At 65.6% G+C, this 16,783-nt stretch carries 17 protein-coding genes; 9 read left to right on the top strand and 8 right to left on the bottom strand.

Annotated elements, in window-relative coordinates; all coding sequences use genetic code 11:
• Nucleotides 1–3: 3 nt before the first annotated feature.
• Both ACIPHN_RS19105 and ACIPHN_RS19100 read right to left on the bottom strand, forming a co-directional pair.
• Nucleotides 4–921, bottom strand: coding sequence for an ABC transporter permease (locus ACIPHN_RS19105; protein WP_400438663.1), 918 nt, complete (start codon nucleotides 919–921; stop codon nucleotides 4–6).
• Nucleotides 918–2,009 carry an ABC transporter ATP-binding protein gene (locus ACIPHN_RS19100; protein WP_400438660.1) on the bottom strand — a complete coding sequence of 364 codons (1,092 nt, stop codon included), beginning with the start codon at nucleotides 2,007–2,009 and terminating at the stop codon, nucleotides 918–920. Before ACIPHN_RS19100 ends, ACIPHN_RS19105 begins: the two co-directional genes overlap by 4 nt.
• Nucleotides 2,010–2,273: 264 nt before the next feature.
• Here ACIPHN_RS19100 and ACIPHN_RS19095 point away from each other — a divergent pair, with 264 nt between their 5' ends.
• The 9 genes from ACIPHN_RS19095 (at nucleotide 2,274) to yacG (ending at nucleotide 10,753) form a co-directional block, all read left to right on the top strand.
• A complete protein-coding gene (locus ACIPHN_RS19095; RefSeq protein ID WP_400438658.1) occupies nucleotides 2,274–3,122 on the top strand; it encodes an IclR family transcriptional regulator in 849 nt (282 codons plus the stop codon).
• A complete protein-coding gene (locus tag ACIPHN_RS19090) occupies nucleotides 3,119–4,078 on the top strand; it encodes a 2-hydroxyacid dehydrogenase (RefSeq protein WP_400438655.1) in 960 nt (319 codons plus the stop codon). Before ACIPHN_RS19095 ends, ACIPHN_RS19090 begins: the two co-directional genes overlap by 4 nt.
• A 153-nt stretch (nucleotides 4,079–4,231) precedes the next feature.
• Nucleotides 4,232–5,527, top strand: a complete 1,296-nt coding sequence (locus tag ACIPHN_RS19085; RefSeq protein ID WP_400438652.1) for an HlyC/CorC family transporter — start codon at nucleotides 4,232–4,234, stop codon at nucleotides 5,525–5,527.
• 146 nt (nucleotides 5,528–5,673) lie between these two features.
• A complete protein-coding gene (locus ACIPHN_RS19080; protein ID WP_400438649.1) occupies nucleotides 5,674–6,807 on the top strand; it encodes a GspE/PulE family protein in 1,134 nt (377 codons plus the stop codon).
• Nucleotides 6,794–8,053: a type II secretion system F family protein gene (locus ACIPHN_RS19075; protein ID WP_400438646.1), complete on the top strand. Its 1,260-nt coding sequence runs from the start codon at nucleotides 6,794–6,796 to the stop codon at nucleotides 8,051–8,053. Before ACIPHN_RS19080 ends, ACIPHN_RS19075 begins: the two co-directional genes overlap by 14 nt.
• 41 nt (nucleotides 8,054–8,094) lie before the next feature.
• Complete coding sequence (locus ACIPHN_RS19070; RefSeq protein WP_400438733.1) at nucleotides 8,095–8,958, top strand: prepilin peptidase; 864 nt, start codon at nucleotides 8,095–8,097, stop codon at nucleotides 8,956–8,958.
• Between the two features lie 39 nt (nucleotides 8,959–8,997).
• Nucleotides 8,998–9,618 carry a dephospho-CoA kinase gene (coaE, locus tag ACIPHN_RS19065; protein WP_400438643.1) on the top strand — a complete coding sequence of 207 codons (621 nt, stop codon included), beginning with the start codon at nucleotides 8,998–9,000 and terminating at the stop codon, nucleotides 9,616–9,618.
• 167 nt (nucleotides 9,619–9,785) lie between these two features.
• Complete coding sequence (zapD, locus tag ACIPHN_RS19060) at nucleotides 9,786–10,541, top strand: cell division protein ZapD (protein ID WP_400438640.1); 756 nt, start codon at nucleotides 9,786–9,788, stop codon at nucleotides 10,539–10,541.
• Between the two features lie 26 nt (nucleotides 10,542–10,567).
• On the top strand, nucleotides 10,568–10,753 hold the full coding sequence (yacG, locus tag ACIPHN_RS19055) for a DNA gyrase inhibitor YacG (RefSeq protein WP_400438637.1): 186 nt from the start codon (nucleotides 10,568–10,570) through the stop codon (nucleotides 10,751–10,753).
• A 26-nt stretch (nucleotides 10,754–10,779) separates the two neighbouring features.
• Here yacG and ACIPHN_RS19050 read toward each other — a convergent pair whose 3' ends face one another.
• The 6 genes from ACIPHN_RS19050 to ACIPHN_RS19025 all read right to left on the bottom strand — a co-directional run.
• On the bottom strand, nucleotides 10,780–11,199 hold the full coding sequence (locus ACIPHN_RS19050; RefSeq protein WP_400438634.1) for an NUDIX domain-containing protein: 420 nt from the start codon (nucleotides 11,197–11,199) through the stop codon (nucleotides 10,780–10,782).
• Nucleotides 11,199–12,074: an ATP-binding protein gene (locus ACIPHN_RS19045; protein WP_400438632.1), complete on the bottom strand. Its 876-nt coding sequence runs from the start codon at nucleotides 12,072–12,074 to the stop codon at nucleotides 11,199–11,201. The genes ACIPHN_RS19050 and ACIPHN_RS19045 overlap by 1 nt, the downstream gene beginning before the upstream one ends.
• Nucleotides 12,075–12,255: 181 nt before the next feature.
• Nucleotides 12,256–13,491 carry a bifunctional glutamate N-acetyltransferase/amino-acid acetyltransferase ArgJ gene (gene argJ, locus ACIPHN_RS19040; RefSeq protein WP_400438629.1) on the bottom strand — a complete coding sequence of 412 codons (1,236 nt, stop codon included), beginning with the start codon at nucleotides 13,489–13,491 and terminating at the stop codon, nucleotides 12,256–12,258.
• Nucleotides 13,492–13,526: 35 nt separating this feature from the next.
• A complete protein-coding gene (locus tag ACIPHN_RS19035) occupies nucleotides 13,527–14,273 on the bottom strand; it encodes an SGNH/GDSL hydrolase family protein (RefSeq protein ID WP_400438626.1) in 747 nt (248 codons plus the stop codon).
• A 13-nt stretch (nucleotides 14,274–14,286) separates the two neighbouring features.
• Complete coding sequence (locus ACIPHN_RS19030; protein WP_400438730.1) at nucleotides 14,287–15,096, bottom strand: DUF2272 domain-containing protein; 810 nt, start codon at nucleotides 15,094–15,096, stop codon at nucleotides 14,287–14,289.
• A gap of 181 nt (nucleotides 15,097–15,277) precedes the next feature.
• On the bottom strand, nucleotides 15,278–16,783 hold a 1,506-nt coding region (locus ACIPHN_RS19025), incomplete at its 5' end, for an SEC-C metal-binding domain-containing protein (protein WP_400438623.1).

Raw genomic sequence — 16,783 nt, 5'->3', positions numbered from 1 at the left:
GGTTCAGCCCAGCGCTTTCTTGTAGCGACGTTCGATCATGCGGTTCCAGCCGAGCATGATGACCAGGTTGGCCACCAGCAGCAGCAGGGCGATGGCCGCGCCCAGCGGCCAGTTCAGTTCATGCAGGTATTCGTCGTAGATGACGGTGGCCATCATCTTCAGGCGCCGTCCGCCCAAGAGGCCCGGAATGGCAAAGGAGCTGGCCGAGAGACCAAAGACGATCAGGCTGCCCGAGAGGATGCCCGGCATGATCTGCGGCAGCACGATACGGCGCAGCACCGTCATCGGCGCGGCCCCCAGCGACAGCGCGGCATTGGCCACGCCCGGATCGAGCTTTTGCAGCGAGGTCCAGACCGGGATCACCATGAAGGGCAGCATCACGTGGACCAGCGCGATCACGATCGCCGTCTCGGTGTAGAGCAGCTTGACACGGCTCCAGCCCAGCGCCACCAGGACGCCGTTGATGAGGCCCTCGGGGCCCAGCAGCATGCTCCAGCCGAAGGCGCGCACCACCACCGAGATCATCAGCGGCGCCAGCACCACCAGCAGCATCATGGAACGCCAGGGCTTGCGCATGCGGTTGAGGATGTAGGCTTCCGGTGCGCCGACGACGATGCAGATCAGCGTGACCAGCCCCGAGATCCACAGCGTGCGCCAGAAGATGGCGTAGTAGTAGGGATCGGTGAGCACCGACTGGTAGTGCTCCAGCGTGAAGGTGCCGGCCTTGGGGCCGGTCTCGGCGTCGTAGGCGTTGAAGGACAGCACCAGCGTGAGCGCCAGTGGCACCAGCAGCATCACCGTACACAACAGGATGGCCGGTGCCGACATCAGCCAGGGCAGGCTGCGCTGGCCCGGTGGCTGGGCAGCGCGCGGCGCGACAGCCACCGGCGCCACGGCGGGGGAAGTGCTGGCCGCGCTCATGCCGGCACCTGTGCCTGTTCGTCGCTGCGGGCGGTGGACACCAGGCGCAGGTTGTAGTCGCTCCAGGCCAGACCGATGGCCGCGCCCTGCTCCAGCGCATCGGCGCCATCGTTGGGGGCCAGCACCGACAGCAGGCCCAGCGGGGTGGCGACCTCGTACATCCACTGGCTGCCCAGGAAGAAGCGGCGCACCACTTCGCCATTGCAGCGCCCGGCACCGGGCGCGGTACAGTGGATCTTTTCCGGGCGCAGGCCCAGCACCACGCGCGCACCGCTGCGCAGGCCGGCGTCGCTGCTCTCCAGCGAGAGCATCATGCCGCCCACGGCGATATCGGCACGCTCGCCGGCAGCGCCCACCACATCGCCTTCCAGCAGATTAGCCTTGCCCACGAAGGTGGAAATGAAGCGGTTGGCCGGATGTTCATACACATTCAACGGACGACCGACCTGGGTGATATGACCGGCCTCCATCACCACCACGCGGTCGCTGATGGACATGGCTTCGCTCTGGTCGTGGGTGACCATGATGGTGGTGGTGCCGACCTTGCGCTGGATGTCGCGCAGCTCGAATTGCATTTCCTCGCGCAGCTTGGCATCCAGGTTGGACAGCGGTTCATCCAGCAGCAGCACCGGCGGGGCGATCACCAGCGCGCGCGCCAGGGCCACGCGCTGGCGCTGGCCGCCGGAGAGCTCGCGCGGATAACGGGCGCCGTGCTTTTCCAGATGCACCAGGGCCAGCGCCTGGGCCACGCGGTCGCGCTTGTCGGAAGCGCCGCACTTGCGCATCTCCAGGCCAAAGGCCACGTTCTGCTCCACCGTCATGTGCGGGAACAGCGCATAGGTCTGGAACACGATGCCCAGGCCACGTGTGTTGGGCTTGGCGTGGGTGATGTCGCGGCCATCGAGTTCGATGCGTCCGCCGCTGACGTTCTCGAAGCCCGCGATCATCTGCAGGGTAGTGGTCTTGCCGCAGCCCGAGGGACCCAGCAGCGAAATGAATTCGCCCTTCTCCACCGTCAGGTTGAAGCCCGATACCGCCTGGGTATCGCCATAGAACTTACTGACATTGGTCAGCGTGAGAAATGACATTGCAAGCTCCTCGTCGCAAGGCTCGGACGCCGACACCGCTGGCAGGCTTGTCAGCCGGCTGGCATACCGATGCATTCATGTTGGGCGCATCCACATCAAGGACTGATGTGATATGCGTGTCTCCTGTTTCGTTATTGATGCAATTTCAGTGCCAATTCTGCTATCGTATTTCGACAGTCGGGAATTTTTTTAAATTTATTCCACTCAATGAAATTCAATCGGAGCCAATCGCCACCCGATTCCATCCAGCAGACTAAGTCCCCCATGAGCGAGCACAACGACGACGCCACGACCTCCGCCACCCTTCCGGTCAATGGCATCCAGCGCACCTTTGCGGTGTTGCGTGCACTGGCCGATGCACCGCCACAAGGCATGCGCGTGACCCAGGTGGCCAAGAGCGTCGGCCTGACCCAGGGCACCACCCATCGCCTGCTGCAGTCGCTGGTGGCCGAGGCCGTGGTGGAACAGGACGAGCGCAGCAAGCTCTATCGCCTGGGCATGGACCTGTTCGCCCTGGCCGCCCGCGCCGGCAATGCCTCCGACCTGCGCAGCCTGAGCCGTCCGGCCCTGCTGCGCCTGTGCGGCAGCCTGGGCGATACGGTGTTCCTGCTGGTGCGTTCGCGTTTCGATGCGGTCTGCGTGGACCGGGTCGACGGCCCCTTCCCCATCCGCGCCTTCACCGGCGACATCGGTGGCCGCGTGGCGCTGGGCGTGGGCCAGGGCGCGCTGGCCATCCTGGCCTTCCTGCCCGAGCAGGAGCGCGAAGAAGTAATCCGCTACAACGTGCCGCGCCTGCGCGAGTTCGGCGTCTATGACGAGGTCTACCTGCGCACCGAGATCGAGCGCGTGCGCGAGACCGGCTACGCCGCACGCCAGGCTGGCTTGCTCGATGGCATGGCCGGCCTGGCGGTGCCCCTGTTCGATTGCGGCGGCGCCATTGTCGGCGCCCTGAGCGTGGGCACGCTGACCTCGCGCCTGACCGAGGAACGCCTGCCCACCGTGGTACAGATGTTGCAGCGGGAAGCCGGCGCGCTGTCGCGCCGTATCAATCCCTTCGACCCGGCCCTGCGCCGGCCGATGCACCAGGCCAATCCCGTGGAGTCGCATCAATGAGTCTTGCCCCCCGCCCCGTCCTGCTGGTCAAGTCCGGCGGCGCCGCCGCCCTGCCCGAGTGGCGTGCCAGCTTTGCCGAATTCGCACCGCAACTGGAACTTGAAGTCCACGCCTGGGACGATGCCGACGTCGACCCGGCCCGCGTCCACTATGCGCTGGTCTGGCAGCCCGAGGGCGGGCGGCTGGCCGGCTATCCCAACCTGAAGGCCGTCATCAGCAGCGCCGCCGGCGTCGATCACATCCTGGCCGATCCGCAGCTGCCGAACTTGCCCATCGTGCGCATGGTCACACCGGAGACCCAGCAGCGCATGGCCGAATTCACTCTCATGAGCAGCCTCATGCTGTTGAAGGACATGCCGCGCATCATCGCGCAGCAGGCAAGCTGCGAGTGGCGCGAGTTCTCCACCGCGCGCACCGCCCGCGAAACCCGGGTCGGCGTACTGGGCCTGGGCGCGCTGGGACTGGCGGCAGCGCGCATGCACGCCCGGATCGGCTTCGACACGGCCGGCTGGGCGCGCTCGCCGCGCAGCGAGCCGGGCCTGGCCTGCCATGCCGGCGCCGCACAGTTGCCCGACTTCCTGGCGCGCACCGACATCCTGATCTGCCTGCTGCCCGAGACCGACGACACCCGTCACCTAATCAACGCCGACCTGCTGCGGCAGTTGCCGCGCGGAGCGGCCGTCATCAATGTCGGGCGCGGCAGCCATGTCTGCCTGCCCGATCTGCTGGCCGCCCTGGACCAGGGCCACATCAGCGGCGCCGTGCTGGACGTGTTCGACGAGGAGCCTCTGCCGGCCAGCGCCCCGGTATGGCGCCATCCGCGCATCCTGGTCACACCCCATGCCGGCGCCACGCCCTCGCGGCGCGAACGGGCACGCCAGGCAGCGGTGGCCATCTCGGCCCTGGAGGGCGGCCTGGTGCCGCCCCACCTGTACGACCGCCAGCGCGGTTACTGACACACAACAGGCCGGCCCCCGCCGGCTTGCGGGATATCCCCCCATCGTCTAGACTTTGCCGCTCGCTGGCCGCCCTGCTTTTATTGCAACAATCACAATAACTCAGGCCCGCCGACTCCCTCTGCATGAGGGCAATCAACCTGACGGCAACGTTTGGAAACCGTACCCATATGGGTGCAAGTTCTTGCACTCCTCATCCTGATCCTGCTCTCGGCCTTCTTTTCCATGACCGAGACGGCGCTGATGGCCGCCAACCGCCATCGCCTGCGCCATCTGGCCAAGCAGGGCAATCGCGCCGCCATCACCATCCTGTGGCTGCTGGACCGCACTGACCGCCTGCTCTCGCTCGTCCTCATTGCCAATACCGCCATCAACGCCCTGGCTACGGCCCTGGTGACCGCGCTGGCCATTGCCGCCTTCGGCAATCACCAGCGTGTGATCACGGCGGCGACTGCCTGCGTGGCGGCGCTCCTGATCATCTTTGCCGAGATCGTGCCCAAGGTGATCGGCGCGACCTACCCTGAACGCATCTCGCTGTTCACCGGCTTCATCCTCAAACCCCTGATGCGGGTGGCCAAGCCGCTGATCTCGTTCGTGAACCTGTTCGTGTCGGCGATCCTGAAGCTGCTGCGCATCAAGACCGGCGCGCGCGCAGCCGAGCAGCGCATCTCGCCCGAGGAGTTGCGCTCCATCGTCCTCGAAGGCGGCAGCTTCATCCCGCAGAAGCACAAGAGCATCCTGCTGAACCTGTTCGACCTGGAAAAGATCTCGGTGGAAGACGTCATGACGCCACGTCCCCAGGTCGAGGCCCTGAACCTGGCCGTGCCCGTGGACGAGATCCTGCACCAGCTGGCGACCTGCTATCACAACAAGCTGCCGGTCTATGAAGGCGAGATCAACCACATCGTCGGCATCCTGCATGTGCGCAAGACGGTGTCGCTGTTCCGCCGCGAAGAAGACATCAGCCACGACGATATCCGCGCGCTGCTGACAGCGCCCTACTACGTGCCGGTGGAAACGGATGTCTTCACCCAGCTCCAGTACTTCCAGGAAAACCATGAACGCCTGGGCGTGGTGGTCGACGAGTACGGCGAAGTGCAGGGCCTGGTGACGCTGGAAGACATCATCGAGGAAATGATCGGTGAATTCACCACCTCTTCGCCGGGTTCGTCGGGTGAGGGCTTCAGCTGGGACAAGGAGGGCAGTTGCCTGCTCGAAGGCAGCACCACGCTGCGCGACATCAACAAGCGCCTGGGCCTGCAGCTGCCGCTGGATGGCCCCAAGACCATCAACGGCCTGCTGCTGGAATACCTGCAGGACATCCCCGAGGCCAGCGTCGCCGTGAAGATCGCCGGTTGCGTCATCGAGATCGTGCAGGTGCAGAACCAGGCCATCCGCATGGTCAAACTGATGGCGCCTGCCGCCGTCCAGGGCGCCGGCAGCGACTGATCGCGGCGCAGGGCGCGTCGAACGCGTCGAACTCTGCCGACATTAGCGCACGCAAAGTGCGGCCGCTCTTTCCTGAGCGGCGGGCGACATGGGAGACTTGCCCTCCCTGATCGCCGCCACGGGCGATCCTGTGCCGGAGGATCCCCATGCCAGCTCCCGAATCGCCCATCGCCGACGACGTCCCGGTTGTGCGCCTGCTGCACAAGCTGCTCACCGATGCCGTCGGCATGGGTGCCTCCGACCTGCACTTCGAACCTTTCGAGCACTTCTGCCGGGTACGCCTGCGCATCGATGGCGTCCTGCGCGAGCTGGCCCAGCCGCCCCTGAGCCTGAGGGACAAGCTGGCCACGCGCCTGAAGATCCTGGCGCGGCTGGACATCGCCGAAAAGCGCCTGCCCCAGGATGGCAAGATGCGCCTGGCGCTGGAGGCCTGCAGCGTGGATTTCCGTGTTTCCACGCTGCCCACGCAGTTCGGCGAGAAGATCGTGCTGCGCATCCTCGATACCCGCCAGGCCGCGCTGGCGATTGCCGAACTGGGCTATGAAGCGGCCCAGCAACAGGCACTGCTGCAGGCCATCGCCCGGCCCCATGGACTGGTGCTGATGACCGGGCCGACCGGCTCCGGCAAGACCGTCTCGCTCTACGCCTGCCTGCAGCGGCTGAACCAGCCGGGCGTGAACATCGCCACCGCCGAGGATCCGGTCGAGATCAACCTGCCCGGCATCAACCAGGTCGGCATCAACGAGCGCACCGGACTGGGCTTTGCCATGGCACTTCGGGCCTTCCTGCGGCAGGATCCGGACGTGCTGATGGTGGGCGAGATCCGCGACCTGGAGACCGCCGATATCGCCGTCAAGGCGTCGCAGACCGGGCACCTGGTGTTGTCCACGCTGCATACCAACGATGCTCCCGCCACCCTGACGCGGCTGCTCAACATGGGCGTGCCGGCCTACAACATCGCCGCCTCCGTGACCCTGATCGTGGCCCAGCGGCTGGTGCGCAAGCTATGCCGCTGCCGGCGTCCGTCCGCCCAGCGCACGGGCGGCTACCTGCCGCAGGGCTGTACGGCCTGCAACCACACCGGCTATCGCGGCCGTACCGGCATCTACCAGGTCATGCCGGTGAGCGCGGCGATCCAGGCGTTGATCCTGGCCCAGGCAGCCACCGCTGACATCGCCCGCCAAGCCCGCGCCGAAGGCGTCATCGACCTGCGCCGCGCCGGCCTGCTCAAGGTCTTGCGGGGTGAGACCAGCCTGGGAGAAGTGCTTGCCTGTACCTGAACGCAGCTCGCCCGGCAGCGCCTTCCAGTGGCAGGGACTGGATCGCCACGGCCAGGCGCGCCACGGCGTGCTGCACGCCACCGATGCCACGACCGCACGCTCCGCCCTGCGCCGCCAGGGTATCCGGGTGGCGCGCCTGGGCGCAGCGCCCGCCCTGCCGGCATCGGGTACCCGTTCGCCTGGCACAGGTCGGGGAAGCGCCGGTTCCCGACGCATCACCGAGAAGCAACTGGTGCTCTTCACCCGGCAGCTGGCGACCATGCTGCACGCCGGCCTGCCGTTGCTGCAATCGCTGGACATCGCCATCCGTGGCGCCGGTACCGGCGCACTGGCGGCCCTGCTGCACGCGGTGCGCCAGGACGTCGCGCGCGGCGACAGCCTGAGCATCGCCCTGGGACGCCATCCGCGCCACTTCGACACCCTGTTCTGCAACCTGGTGCGTGCCGCCGAACAGGCCGGACTGCTGGACAGCATGCTGGAGCGCATCGCCGGCTACCGCGAGAAGTCGCTATCCCTGAAAGGCCGGGTGCGCGCGGCGCTGGCCTATCCCTGCGCGGTGGTGCTGGTGGCGCTGGTGGTGACGGTGGTCATCATGCTGTGGGTGGTACCGGCCTTCGAGCAGATGTTCAGCAACTTCGGTGCCGAACTGCCGCTGCCCACGCGCATCGTGATGGCGACCGCACGCTGGCTGGGCCACTCCTGGCCGGCCCTGCTGGGGGCAATGGCACTGGCGACGCTGCTGGGCGTGCAGGCCTGGCACCGCCTGCCCCGACTGCGCCAGCGGGCCCAGCGCCTGAGCCTGCGCCTGCCGGTGTTTGGCCGGCTGCTGCGACAGGCCGCGCTGGCGCGCTGGAGCCGCACCTTTGCGACCCTCTTCGGCGCTGGCATCGCCCTGGTCGATGCGCTGGAAACCGTCGCCGGTGCCGCCGGCAACGTGGTCCACGCCGAGGCCAGCCTGGCCATCCGCGATGCGGTGCGCAACGGCGCCTCGCTGCATGCGGCCATGGAAGCGACCGGCGTCTTTCCCGACCTGGCGGTGCAGATGACCGCCGTGGGCGAGGAAGCCGGTGCGCTCGATACCATGCTGGGCAAGATCGCCGAGCTCAACGAACGTGAGGTCGATGATGCCGTCACGGCCCTCACCAGCCTGATGGAACCCGTTATCATGGCGGTACTGGGCCTGGTCATCGGCGGCCTGGTGGTTGCGATGTACTTGCCGGTGTTCCGCCTGGGGGCTGTCACATGAACGCGCGGCCCCCGCCCATTTCCTCACCGATGACCGAGACCATGTTTTTCCTGGAAGCCTATGCCGTTCCCGGCCAGGCCGCCTTCGCCGGCATGGCCGCCGTGTTAGGCCTGCTGGTGGGCAGCTTCCTCAATGTGGTGATCCATCGCCTGCCCATCATGATGCTGCGCGACAGCGCCAACTTCGTCGCGCTGGAACGCGGCGAGGCATTGCCGCACACCGGGCGCTACGATCTATGGCTGCCGCACTCGGCCTGCCCGCATTGCCAGACACCGCTGCCAGCGCACCACAAGGTGCCGCTTCTGAGCTGGCTGCTGCTGGGCGGTCGCTGCGCACAGTGCAAGGCCCCCATCGGCTGGCGCTACCCGGCGGTGGAAGTGTTGACCGCGGCGCTGTTCGCACTGGTGGCCTGGCGCTTCGGCGCGGGCCTGACCGGTCTGGCCGTGATGAGCTGCACCGCCCTGCTGGTGGCACTGGCCTTCATCGATGCCGAGACCATGCTGCTGCCCGATGACCTGACCCTGCCGCTCCTGTGGCTGGGGCTGCTGGTCAACATCAACCATCGCATCGCGCCGCTGCACGATGCCGTGCTGGGCGCGATGGCCGGCTATGGCGTACTGTGGCTGATCTTCTGGATCTTCAAGCTCATCACCGGCAAGGATGGCCTGGGCTATGGCGACTTCAAGCTCATGGCGGCACTGGGCGCCTGGCTGGGCTGGCAAGCCTTGCCGCTGGTGCTGCTGCTGGCCTCGGCCATGGGCGCCGTGCTGGGCCTGACGATGTTGCTGGCCGGCCGCCACCAGCGCGGCCAGGCCATTCCCTTCGGCCCCAGCCTGGCCATTGCCGGCCTGCTGGCGCTGCTGCTGGGAACGCACTGGCTGAGCCTGGGCATCTACGACTACTGAAACCACCGCACATTGACTGACGAGATTGCACATCCCCCCATGACCTCTCCTTCTGAACGCTTCACCATCGGCCTGACCGGCGGCATCGGCAGCGGCAAGACCACCGTCGCCAACCTGTTTGGCGACCTGGGTGCCTCGCTGGTCGACACCGACGCCATCGCCCACGCCCTGACCGCACCTGACGGCCTGGCCATCGCCCCCATCCGTGAACATTTCGGCGATGCGTTCATCGACGCCCGCGGCGCCATGGACCGTACCCGCATGCGCGAGCACGTCTTCGGCCATCCCTCGGCGCGGCATGCACTGGAAGCCATCCTGCATCCGCTCATCCGCAGCGAAACCCTGCGCGAGGCCGAACTGGCCACCGGTCCCTACGTGATCTTCGTGGTGCCGCTACTGGTCGAGTCCGGTACCTGGGCCGAACGCGCCAGCCGCATCCTGGTCGTGGATTGCCCCGAAGAAGTGCAGGTCGCGCGCGTCATGCAACGCAACGGCCTGCAGCGCGAACAGGTGGAAGCCATCATGGCCGCCCAGGCCAGCCGCCAGGCCCGTCTGGCCGTGGCCAACGACGTCATCGACAATGGCGGCACCAGCGCCGACCTGCCCGCACAGGTACAAGCCTTGCATGCACGTTACCTGGCCCTGGCCAAGGGGCGCTGAAGCAGCGTGGACGCTTGCACGAAGCTTCATTTGATGCGTCCTTCATTTGTAATTTTCTGCTGCATGGGTCAGAATCACAGTCATTGCAATGTTGACGAGGTTTTTGCACCAGCGCGGCCTGTCAGCGGCCTTAACAAGTCCGGTTCAACCAATAAAGGGATCATGCTTTGATCGTCTACGAATACCCTTTCAATGAGCGTATTCGCACGCTGTTGCGACTGGAAGACCTGTATGAGAAGTTCGTCTTCTTCCTGCATCAGGAAAGCCCGCATCAGCATCACATCGCCCTGGCCACCATTTTCGAAATGCTGGAGGTCGCCGGACGCGCCGACCTGAAGTCCGACCTGTTGCAAGAACTGGAACGCCAGAAGCAGATCCTGCTGGCCTACCAGTCCAATCCCAATGTCGAGCCCGAGATGCTCAACGCCATCCTGGCCGAAGTCGATCAGGCCAGCAGCGCCCTGTCGGCAGCCCAAGGCAAGACCGGCCAGAACATCCGCGACAATGAATGGCTCATGAGCATCCGTGGTCGCACCATCATCCCGGGTGGCGCCTGCGAGTTCGACCTGCCGGCCTACTATGCCTGGCAACAACATCCCTTCGAGCGCCGCTTCAAGGATATTTCCAACTGGTTCGCCCCGCTGATTCCGCTGTTCGACGCTATCGCCATTGTCATGCGCTTGCTGCGCGAATCCGGACATACCGTCAAGATCAACGCAGAAGGCGGCAGTTACCAGCAGATGCTGCAAGGCAAGGTCTACCAGATGCTGCGCCTGTCGCTCGATATCGAGTTGGGTGCCATCCCCGAGATCTCGGCCAACAAGTACATGCTGTGGGTACGTTTCACCCAGCAGGATGGCGACGAGAAGCCACGCTCCTTCGAGGGCGAGGTCCCCTTCGAACTGGCCCTGTGCGGTTTCTGAATTATTTGTGAGTTTGAGTAGAAAGTATGGCTACGATCGTTGATTGCCCGACCTGTGGCACCAAGGTGGAATGGAACGAGAAGAACAAGTATCGTCCCTTCTGCTCCGAGCGCTGCAAACAGATCGATCTCGGCGCCTGGGCCGAAGAGAAGTACACCATCCCGGCAGTGAACCTGCCGCTGGACGACGAAGGTGACAAGCCCGTGCAGTGATCACGGGCTTTTTCTTTCATCTTCGCTTAATTTCCCGCTTTTTCGCCGTACCTCAGCTGATCGAGCCATTCGAGCAGCGGTATGGTCGCGGGCAGCAGGGGTTCCACGCCGACGCTGCCCTGCCAGGCAAAGGCCTGGCCTTCCAGGCTCTGCGGCTCGCCACGCCAGTGGCGGCTGATGTAGAAATGCAGACGCACATGGGCATGCGGATAGACGTGCTCGACGCCGCACCAGCCCTCGCCATCGAGCACCTCGATCCCCAGCTCTTCCAAGAACTCGCGCTGCAGGGCCGCGAAGATGCTCTCGCCCGGCTCCACCTTGCCCCCCGGGAACTCCCAATAGCCCGCATAGGGCTTGCCATCCGGGCGCTGGCCCAGCAACACGTCGCCATTGGGCTGCATCAGGATGCCCACGGCGACGTCAATCGGCTTGGCGGACGTGCTCATCAGCCCTGCGCCCGGCCGGCGTAGTCACGCGCAAACTGCCAGGCCACGCGGCCCGAGCGCGAGCTGCGCTGCAGTGCCCAGCGCAGCGCGTCACCACGCGCCTCAGCGATCTGCGCGTCGGTGCAGCCGAAATGGCGCAGCCAATGGGCCACGATCTCCAGGAAATCGTCCTGCTTGAAGGGATAGAAGGTCACCCACAGACCGAAACGCTCGGACAGCGAAATCTTCTCTTCCACCGTCTCGCCGGGATGCAGGTCGCCATCCTCGGTATGGGTGTAGGTGCTGTTGTCGGACAGACGCTCGGGCATCAGGTGGCGACGGTTGGAGGTCGCATAGATCAGCACATTGTCGGACTGGGCCGCGATGCTGCCATCCAGCGCCACCTTCAGCGCCTTGTAGCCGCCCTCGCCTTCCTCGAAGGACAGGTCGTCGCAGAAGACGATGAAGCGCTCCGGACGCGATGCGACCAGCTCGACGATATCCTGCAGGTCGTGCAGGTCATCCTTGTCGACTTCGATCAGGCGCAGGCCCTGGTCGGCATACTGGTTCAGGCAAGCCTTGATGAGCGAGGACTTGCCGGTGCCACGGGCGCCGGTCAGCAGCACGTTGTTGGCCGGACGGCCGGCGACGAACTGGCGGGTGTTCTGGTCGATCTGTTCCTTCTGGGGGCCGATGTTGTGCAGGTCGGCCAGGCCGATCCTGGAGATGTGGCCGACGGCCTGCAGGTAACCGGCGCGCTGGCCGGTGGCACCGCGCCAGCGGAAGGCGACGGCGCTGCTCCAGTCCGGTTCGCGGGCAGCGGCATTGGGCAGGATGGCTTCGACGCGTGCCAGCAAGGCTTCGGCACGCTGCAGGAATTGGTCTAACTGGGTCATGATGATCGGTGCTCGGGATGGGCTTGAGAGGAGATGCAACGCCACATTGTGGCGCAACGCGGCGGCGGCCTGCGTGAATTAAATTGTTCCGAGGGCGCGGGCATTCATGTTGCCGCCGCCATCCCGGGCACGCCGCCCGCCCGGGGATAGGTGGGCAGGTGGCGGCGTTGATATCAGCGGATCAGGAACGATAGTCGGCGTTGATGGAGACGTAGTCGTGCGACAGGTCGCAGGTCCAGATGGAGGCCTTGGCCGTGCCACGCGCCAGCTTCACGCGCACCACGATCTCGGCCTTCTTCATGACGCGCTGGCCATCTTCCTCGCGGTAATCCGGATTGCGACCACCGTCCTTGGCGACCCAGACGTCGTCCAGCCACAGGTTGATCTTCGACACATCCAGGTCGTCGATGCCGGCATAGCCGATGGCGGCCAGGATACGGCCCAGGTTCGGATCAGAGGCGAAGAAGGCGGTCTTGACCAGCGGCGAGTGGCCGATGGAATAGGCGATCTGGCGGCATTCCTCGATGCTCTTGCCATCTTCCACGGCCACTTCGATGAACTTGGTGGCGCCTTCGCCATCACGCACGATCTGGTGCGCCAGGTGCTGCGACAGGTCGGTCACGGCGGCAGCCAGTTGCTTGTAGTCATCGCTGTCGGCGCTGGTGATCTCCAGTTCGCCGGCACCGGTGGCCATCAGGATGAAGGAATCGTTGGTCGAGGTATCGCCATCGATGGTGATGCAGTTGAAGGAGTGATCCGCGGCATCCTTGACCAGCTGGTTCAAGAGCGCCTGCGGCAGCTTGGCGTCGAAGGCCAGGAAACCCAGCATGGTGGCCATGTTGGGCTTGATCATGCCGGCGCCCTTGCTGATGCCGGTCATGACGACCTGCTTGCCACCGATGGTCAGGGTACGCGAGGCCGCCTTGGGCTGGGTGTCGGTGGTCATGATGGACTCGGCCGCGTTGAACCAGTTGTCGGCCTTGAGGTTGCCGATGGCTTGCGGCAGGCCGGCGATGATGCGGTCGGCCGGCAGCGGCTCCAGGATCACGCCGGTGGAGAACGGCAGGATCTGCCCGGCCTGCAGGCCCATCTGCTGGGCCAGGGCGGCGCACACGGACTGGGCGCGTTGCAGGCCTTCCTCGCCGGTGCCGGCGTTGGCATTGCCGGTATTGATGACCAGCGCGCGGATGGGTTGGGCAGCCGTCACCTGTTCCAGATTGGTCTTGCAGATCTGCACCGGTGCGGCACAGAAACGGTTCTTGGTGAATACGCCGGCCACGGTGGCGCCTTCGGCCAGCTTCATCACCAGCACATCCTTGCGGTTGGCCTTGCGCACGCCCGCTTCGGCATGGCCGAGTTCAATGCCGGCGACGGCTTTCAGGTCGGAAGAAACGGGGATCGGGGAATTGACGGCCATGGCGAGCTTTCAGCGTAAAAATCGGAACGCGTATTTTAAACACTTTCGGTCACCGGCTGATGACGCAGGAAGCCGGTTTCGATGATCTCGGCGCTCATCCTGGCCCATTGGGCGTACTGGCCGTGGCCGGGATGGAACTTGTCGATGGCCATCTCGTGCGGCAAGGCCCATTGCAGCGAGCAATAGGCCAGGGCCGGATCGTCGGCGATCCAGGCCCGCAACGCCCGGTCCAGCTGGCGTGCGCAACGTCCCAGGTACCAGCGCAGCGGCTGGGGCGCGGCCGGCAGCGTGTGCAGTGGCGGCAGACCGGTCAGGACGATGTGCTCCACTCCGGCCTGCTCCATCAGTTGCCCGCACAGGCGGCGCAGGTTGGCCACGTAGTGGCGCGGTGATAGTTGCGAGGTGACATCATTGACGCCCAGCGCCACCACCAGCACGCTGGCCGGGCCGATCTGGTGGCGCGCCAGCAGATCCAGCGCTTCCAGCGAATTCACCCCGCTCTTGGCCACCAGCTGCCAGCTGACCGGCCGGCCACTGCGTGCGGCCAGGTGACGCGCCAGCGGCTGCGCCAGGGCCTGATCCTGGTGTTCCACGCCCACCCCGGCGGCCGAGGAATCGCCCACGACCAGCAGGCGCAAGGGTGCGGCACTAGCCGGCTGGTCCGGGGTTTCCAGGCCGCTACGCGGGCCGGCCGTTTCCGGCAGGCGCAGTGCGGTCTTGCGCAGCCACTTGCCCTGGGCCAGCAGCACGGGCCCGAGCAGGATCTTGGCGAGGAGGGGCATGGCGCGGTCGACCTCAGGGCAGCAGGTTCTTGACCACCACCAGCCAGGGCCGCTGGGCGATGGGCTGGGCGCGGCCCTGGCCATCCACCGGGATCAGCGACTCCGACACCGAATTGAAGACGTTGCCGCCAATGGCACCGGCCCAGCCCTCATCGGCATGCACCTCCACCACCATGTCGCAATGACCGGCCAGGCCGGGGCGGATATCGTCCAGCGTGGTGGCGTTGTTGTTGCCGCGCGGGGCGCAGATCAGGTCACCCGGCGCGATCGGCTCGCTCTCGGCCGGGCGCAGCACGAACTGCGGCGACGGCCGCGACTGGCGTTCCTTGAGGAAGCTGAGGTAGTTGAAATGGGTTTCGTTGGGCGCGAAGTCCTGCGGCGCCACGTTGCCACTGACCATCAGCCAGGAGATGAAGGCCGCCGACCAGGCTTGCTGGCAATCGGCCCCGGTCAGGTTCTTGCCCACTGCGTGCCAGTATTCGCCCACGCGCTGCACGGCTTCGCCCTCATCCTCCAGCAAACCCAGGCGCGGCGCACTGAAGGGCTCGTGGCGCATGTCGATCTGCTGGTTGCCGAAGAAATCCCATTCCGTCTTGGCCGCCGCCACCAGGGCGGCACGCGTGGGTGCGGCGATGCTGATGGCCACGGCCGGCACAGCCGTATCGGTGACAGGCACCGAGGGCGTAATCGGGGCATAGCCGACATTGTTGCTGTCGCGCCATTGCGGCAGGGGGCTGGACGCGCAACCGGCCAGGAGCACGGCGCAACACAAGCCGGCCAGGCCGGCGCACCGCGAGAAGAAAGGGGAATTGGCGAAAGGCATCTTGTTGTTCTCCATGACGGCGCCAGGGACGAAGTTCATGCAGGCGCCGGATCGATCATGATAAGTCATACCAGCAGCCATAACGGCGGCCACACCGGGGCCACATCAGCAAAAAGGCCGTTCACCACATCGATGGTGAACGGCCTTCCCGGTCTGCGCTAGCGCGGCGCGCCAGCGGGGCTTACGCCAGCTTGCCGTGGCACTGCTTGTACTTCTTGCCGCTGCCGCAGGGGCAGGGATCGTTGCGGCCGACCTTCGGGTATTCCGAATCGTCGTCGCCGGATTCGCTCTGGGCGGTCGGCGCCAGCAGCTCTTCCGGAGCCGCATCGGGGTTGAAGTCGGCGTGCTGGTAGTTGACGTTGATGGGCGAGCCACCGGACATGCTTTCCTCGGCCGCTTCGATTTCTTCGCGGCTCTGGATGCGCACCGTCATGACCACCTTGATGACTTCGTTCTTGATCAGGTCCAGCATCTGGGCGAACAGTTCGAAGGCTTCGCGCTTGTATTCCTGCTTGGGGTTCTTCTGCGCATAGCCGCGCAGGTGGATGCCCTGGCGCAGGTGATCCAGTGCCGCCAGGTGCTCGCGCCAGTGGTTGTCGATGCTCTGCAGCATGACGCTGCGCTCGAAGCCGGCGAAGGATTCCACGCCAACCACGCCGACCTTGGCGTCGTAGGCATCCTTGGCCGCGGCCAGCATGCGCTCCAGCAGGTCTTCGTCGGACAGGTCGGGCTCGGCCTTGAGCATCTCTTCCAGGTCCACGTCGAGCTGCCATTCGTTCTTCAGCGCGGCTTGCAGACCGGCGATGTCCCACTGCTCTTCCATCGACTCGGCCGGCACGTATTGGCGGAACAGGTCGCTGAAGACGCCATCGCGCAGCGAGGCGATCATCTCGGCCATGTCCACCGACTCCAGCAATTCATTGCGCTGCTGGTAGATCACCTTGCGCTGGTCGTTGGCGACGTCGTCGTATTCCAGCAATTGCTTGCGGATGTCGAAGTTGCGGGCTTCCACCTTGCGCTGGGCCGATTCGATGGAGCGGGTCACGATGCCGGCTTCGATCGGTTCGCCTTCGGGCATCTTCAGGCGGTCCATGATGGCGCGCACGCGGTCACCGGCGAAGATGCGCAGCAGCGCGTCGTCCAGCGACAGGTAGAAGCGCGAGGAACCCGGGTCACCCTGGCGGGCCGAACGGCCGCGCAGCTGGTTGTCCACGCGACGCGATTCGTGGCGTTCGGTGCCGATGATGTGCAGGCCGCCGGCATTGACCACGTGGTCGTGCAGGGACTGCCACTCATCGCGCAGTTGCTGCGACCGGGCGGCCTTGTCGGCGTCGGACAGGGACTCGTCGGCTTCGATCAGCTGGATCTGCTTGCCCACATTGCCGCCCAGCACGATGTCGGTACCGCGACCGGCCATGTTGGTGGCGATCGTGATCATCTTGGGACGACCGGCCTGCGCCACGATCTCCGCTTCGCGGGCGTGCTGCTTGGCGTTCAAGACATTGTGCGGCAGCTTGGCCTTGTTCAGGATGCCCGAGAGCAGTTCCGAGTTCTCGATGGAGGTGGTCCCCACCAGCACGGGCTGGCCGCGCTCGTAGCAATCCTGGATGTCCTTCAACATGGCCAGGTACTTCTCCTGGGCGGTCTTGTAGACCTGGTCCTGGCGGTCCTTGCGGGCATTGGGACG

Origin of the sequence: Herbaspirillum sp. NPDC087042, from assembly GCF_044745245.1 — a bacterium.
Taxonomy (GTDB): Bacteria; Pseudomonadota; Gammaproteobacteria; order Burkholderiales; family Burkholderiaceae_D; genus Herbaspirillum.
This window is presented reverse-complemented; position numbering and strand designations above follow the sequence as displayed.

What these genes read in the sequence shown, in the direction of transcription:
- ACIPHN_RS19105 (WP_400438663.1), bottom strand. Translation starts at nt 921, where the DNA reads ATGAGCGCGGCCAGCACTTCCCCCGCCGTGGCGCCGGTGGCTGTCGCG.
- ACIPHN_RS19100 (WP_400438660.1), bottom strand. Translation starts at nt 2,009, where the DNA reads ATGTCATTTCTCACGCTGACCAATGTCAGTAAGTTCTATGGCGATACC.
- ACIPHN_RS19095 (WP_400438658.1), top strand. Translation starts at nt 2,274, where the DNA reads ATGAGCGAGCACAACGACGACGCCACGACCTCCGCCACCCTTCCGGTC.
- ACIPHN_RS19090 (WP_400438655.1), top strand. Translation starts at nt 3,119, where the DNA reads ATGAGTCTTGCCCCCCGCCCCGTCCTGCTGGTCAAGTCCGGCGGCGCC.
- ACIPHN_RS19080 (WP_400438649.1), top strand. Translation starts at nt 5,674, where the DNA reads ATGCCAGCTCCCGAATCGCCCATCGCCGACGACGTCCCGGTTGTGCGC.
- ACIPHN_RS19070 (WP_400438733.1), top strand. Translation starts at nt 8,095, where the DNA reads ATGTTTTTCCTGGAAGCCTATGCCGTTCCCGGCCAGGCCGCCTTCGCC.
- coaE (WP_400438643.1), top strand. Translation starts at nt 8,998, where the DNA reads ATGACCTCTCCTTCTGAACGCTTCACCATCGGCCTGACCGGCGGCATC.
- yacG (WP_400438637.1), top strand. Translation starts at nt 10,568, where the DNA reads ATGGCTACGATCGTTGATTGCCCGACCTGTGGCACCAAGGTGGAATGG.
- ACIPHN_RS19050 (WP_400438634.1), bottom strand. Translation starts at nt 11,199, where the DNA reads ATGAGCACGTCCGCCAAGCCGATTGACGTCGCCGTGGGCATCCTGATG.
- ACIPHN_RS19045 (WP_400438632.1), bottom strand. Translation starts at nt 12,074, where the DNA reads ATGACCCAGTTAGACCAATTCCTGCAGCGTGCCGAAGCCTTGCTGGCA.
- argJ (WP_400438629.1), bottom strand. Translation starts at nt 13,491, where the DNA reads ATGGCCGTCAATTCCCCGATCCCCGTTTCTTCCGACCTGAAAGCCGTC.
- ACIPHN_RS19035 (WP_400438626.1), bottom strand. Translation starts at nt 14,273, where the DNA reads ATGCCCCTCCTCGCCAAGATCCTGCTCGGGCCCGTGCTGCTGGCCCAG.
- ACIPHN_RS19030 (WP_400438730.1), bottom strand. Translation starts at nt 15,096, where the DNA reads ATGCCTTTCGCCAATTCCCCTTTCTTCTCGCGGTGCGCCGGCCTGGCC.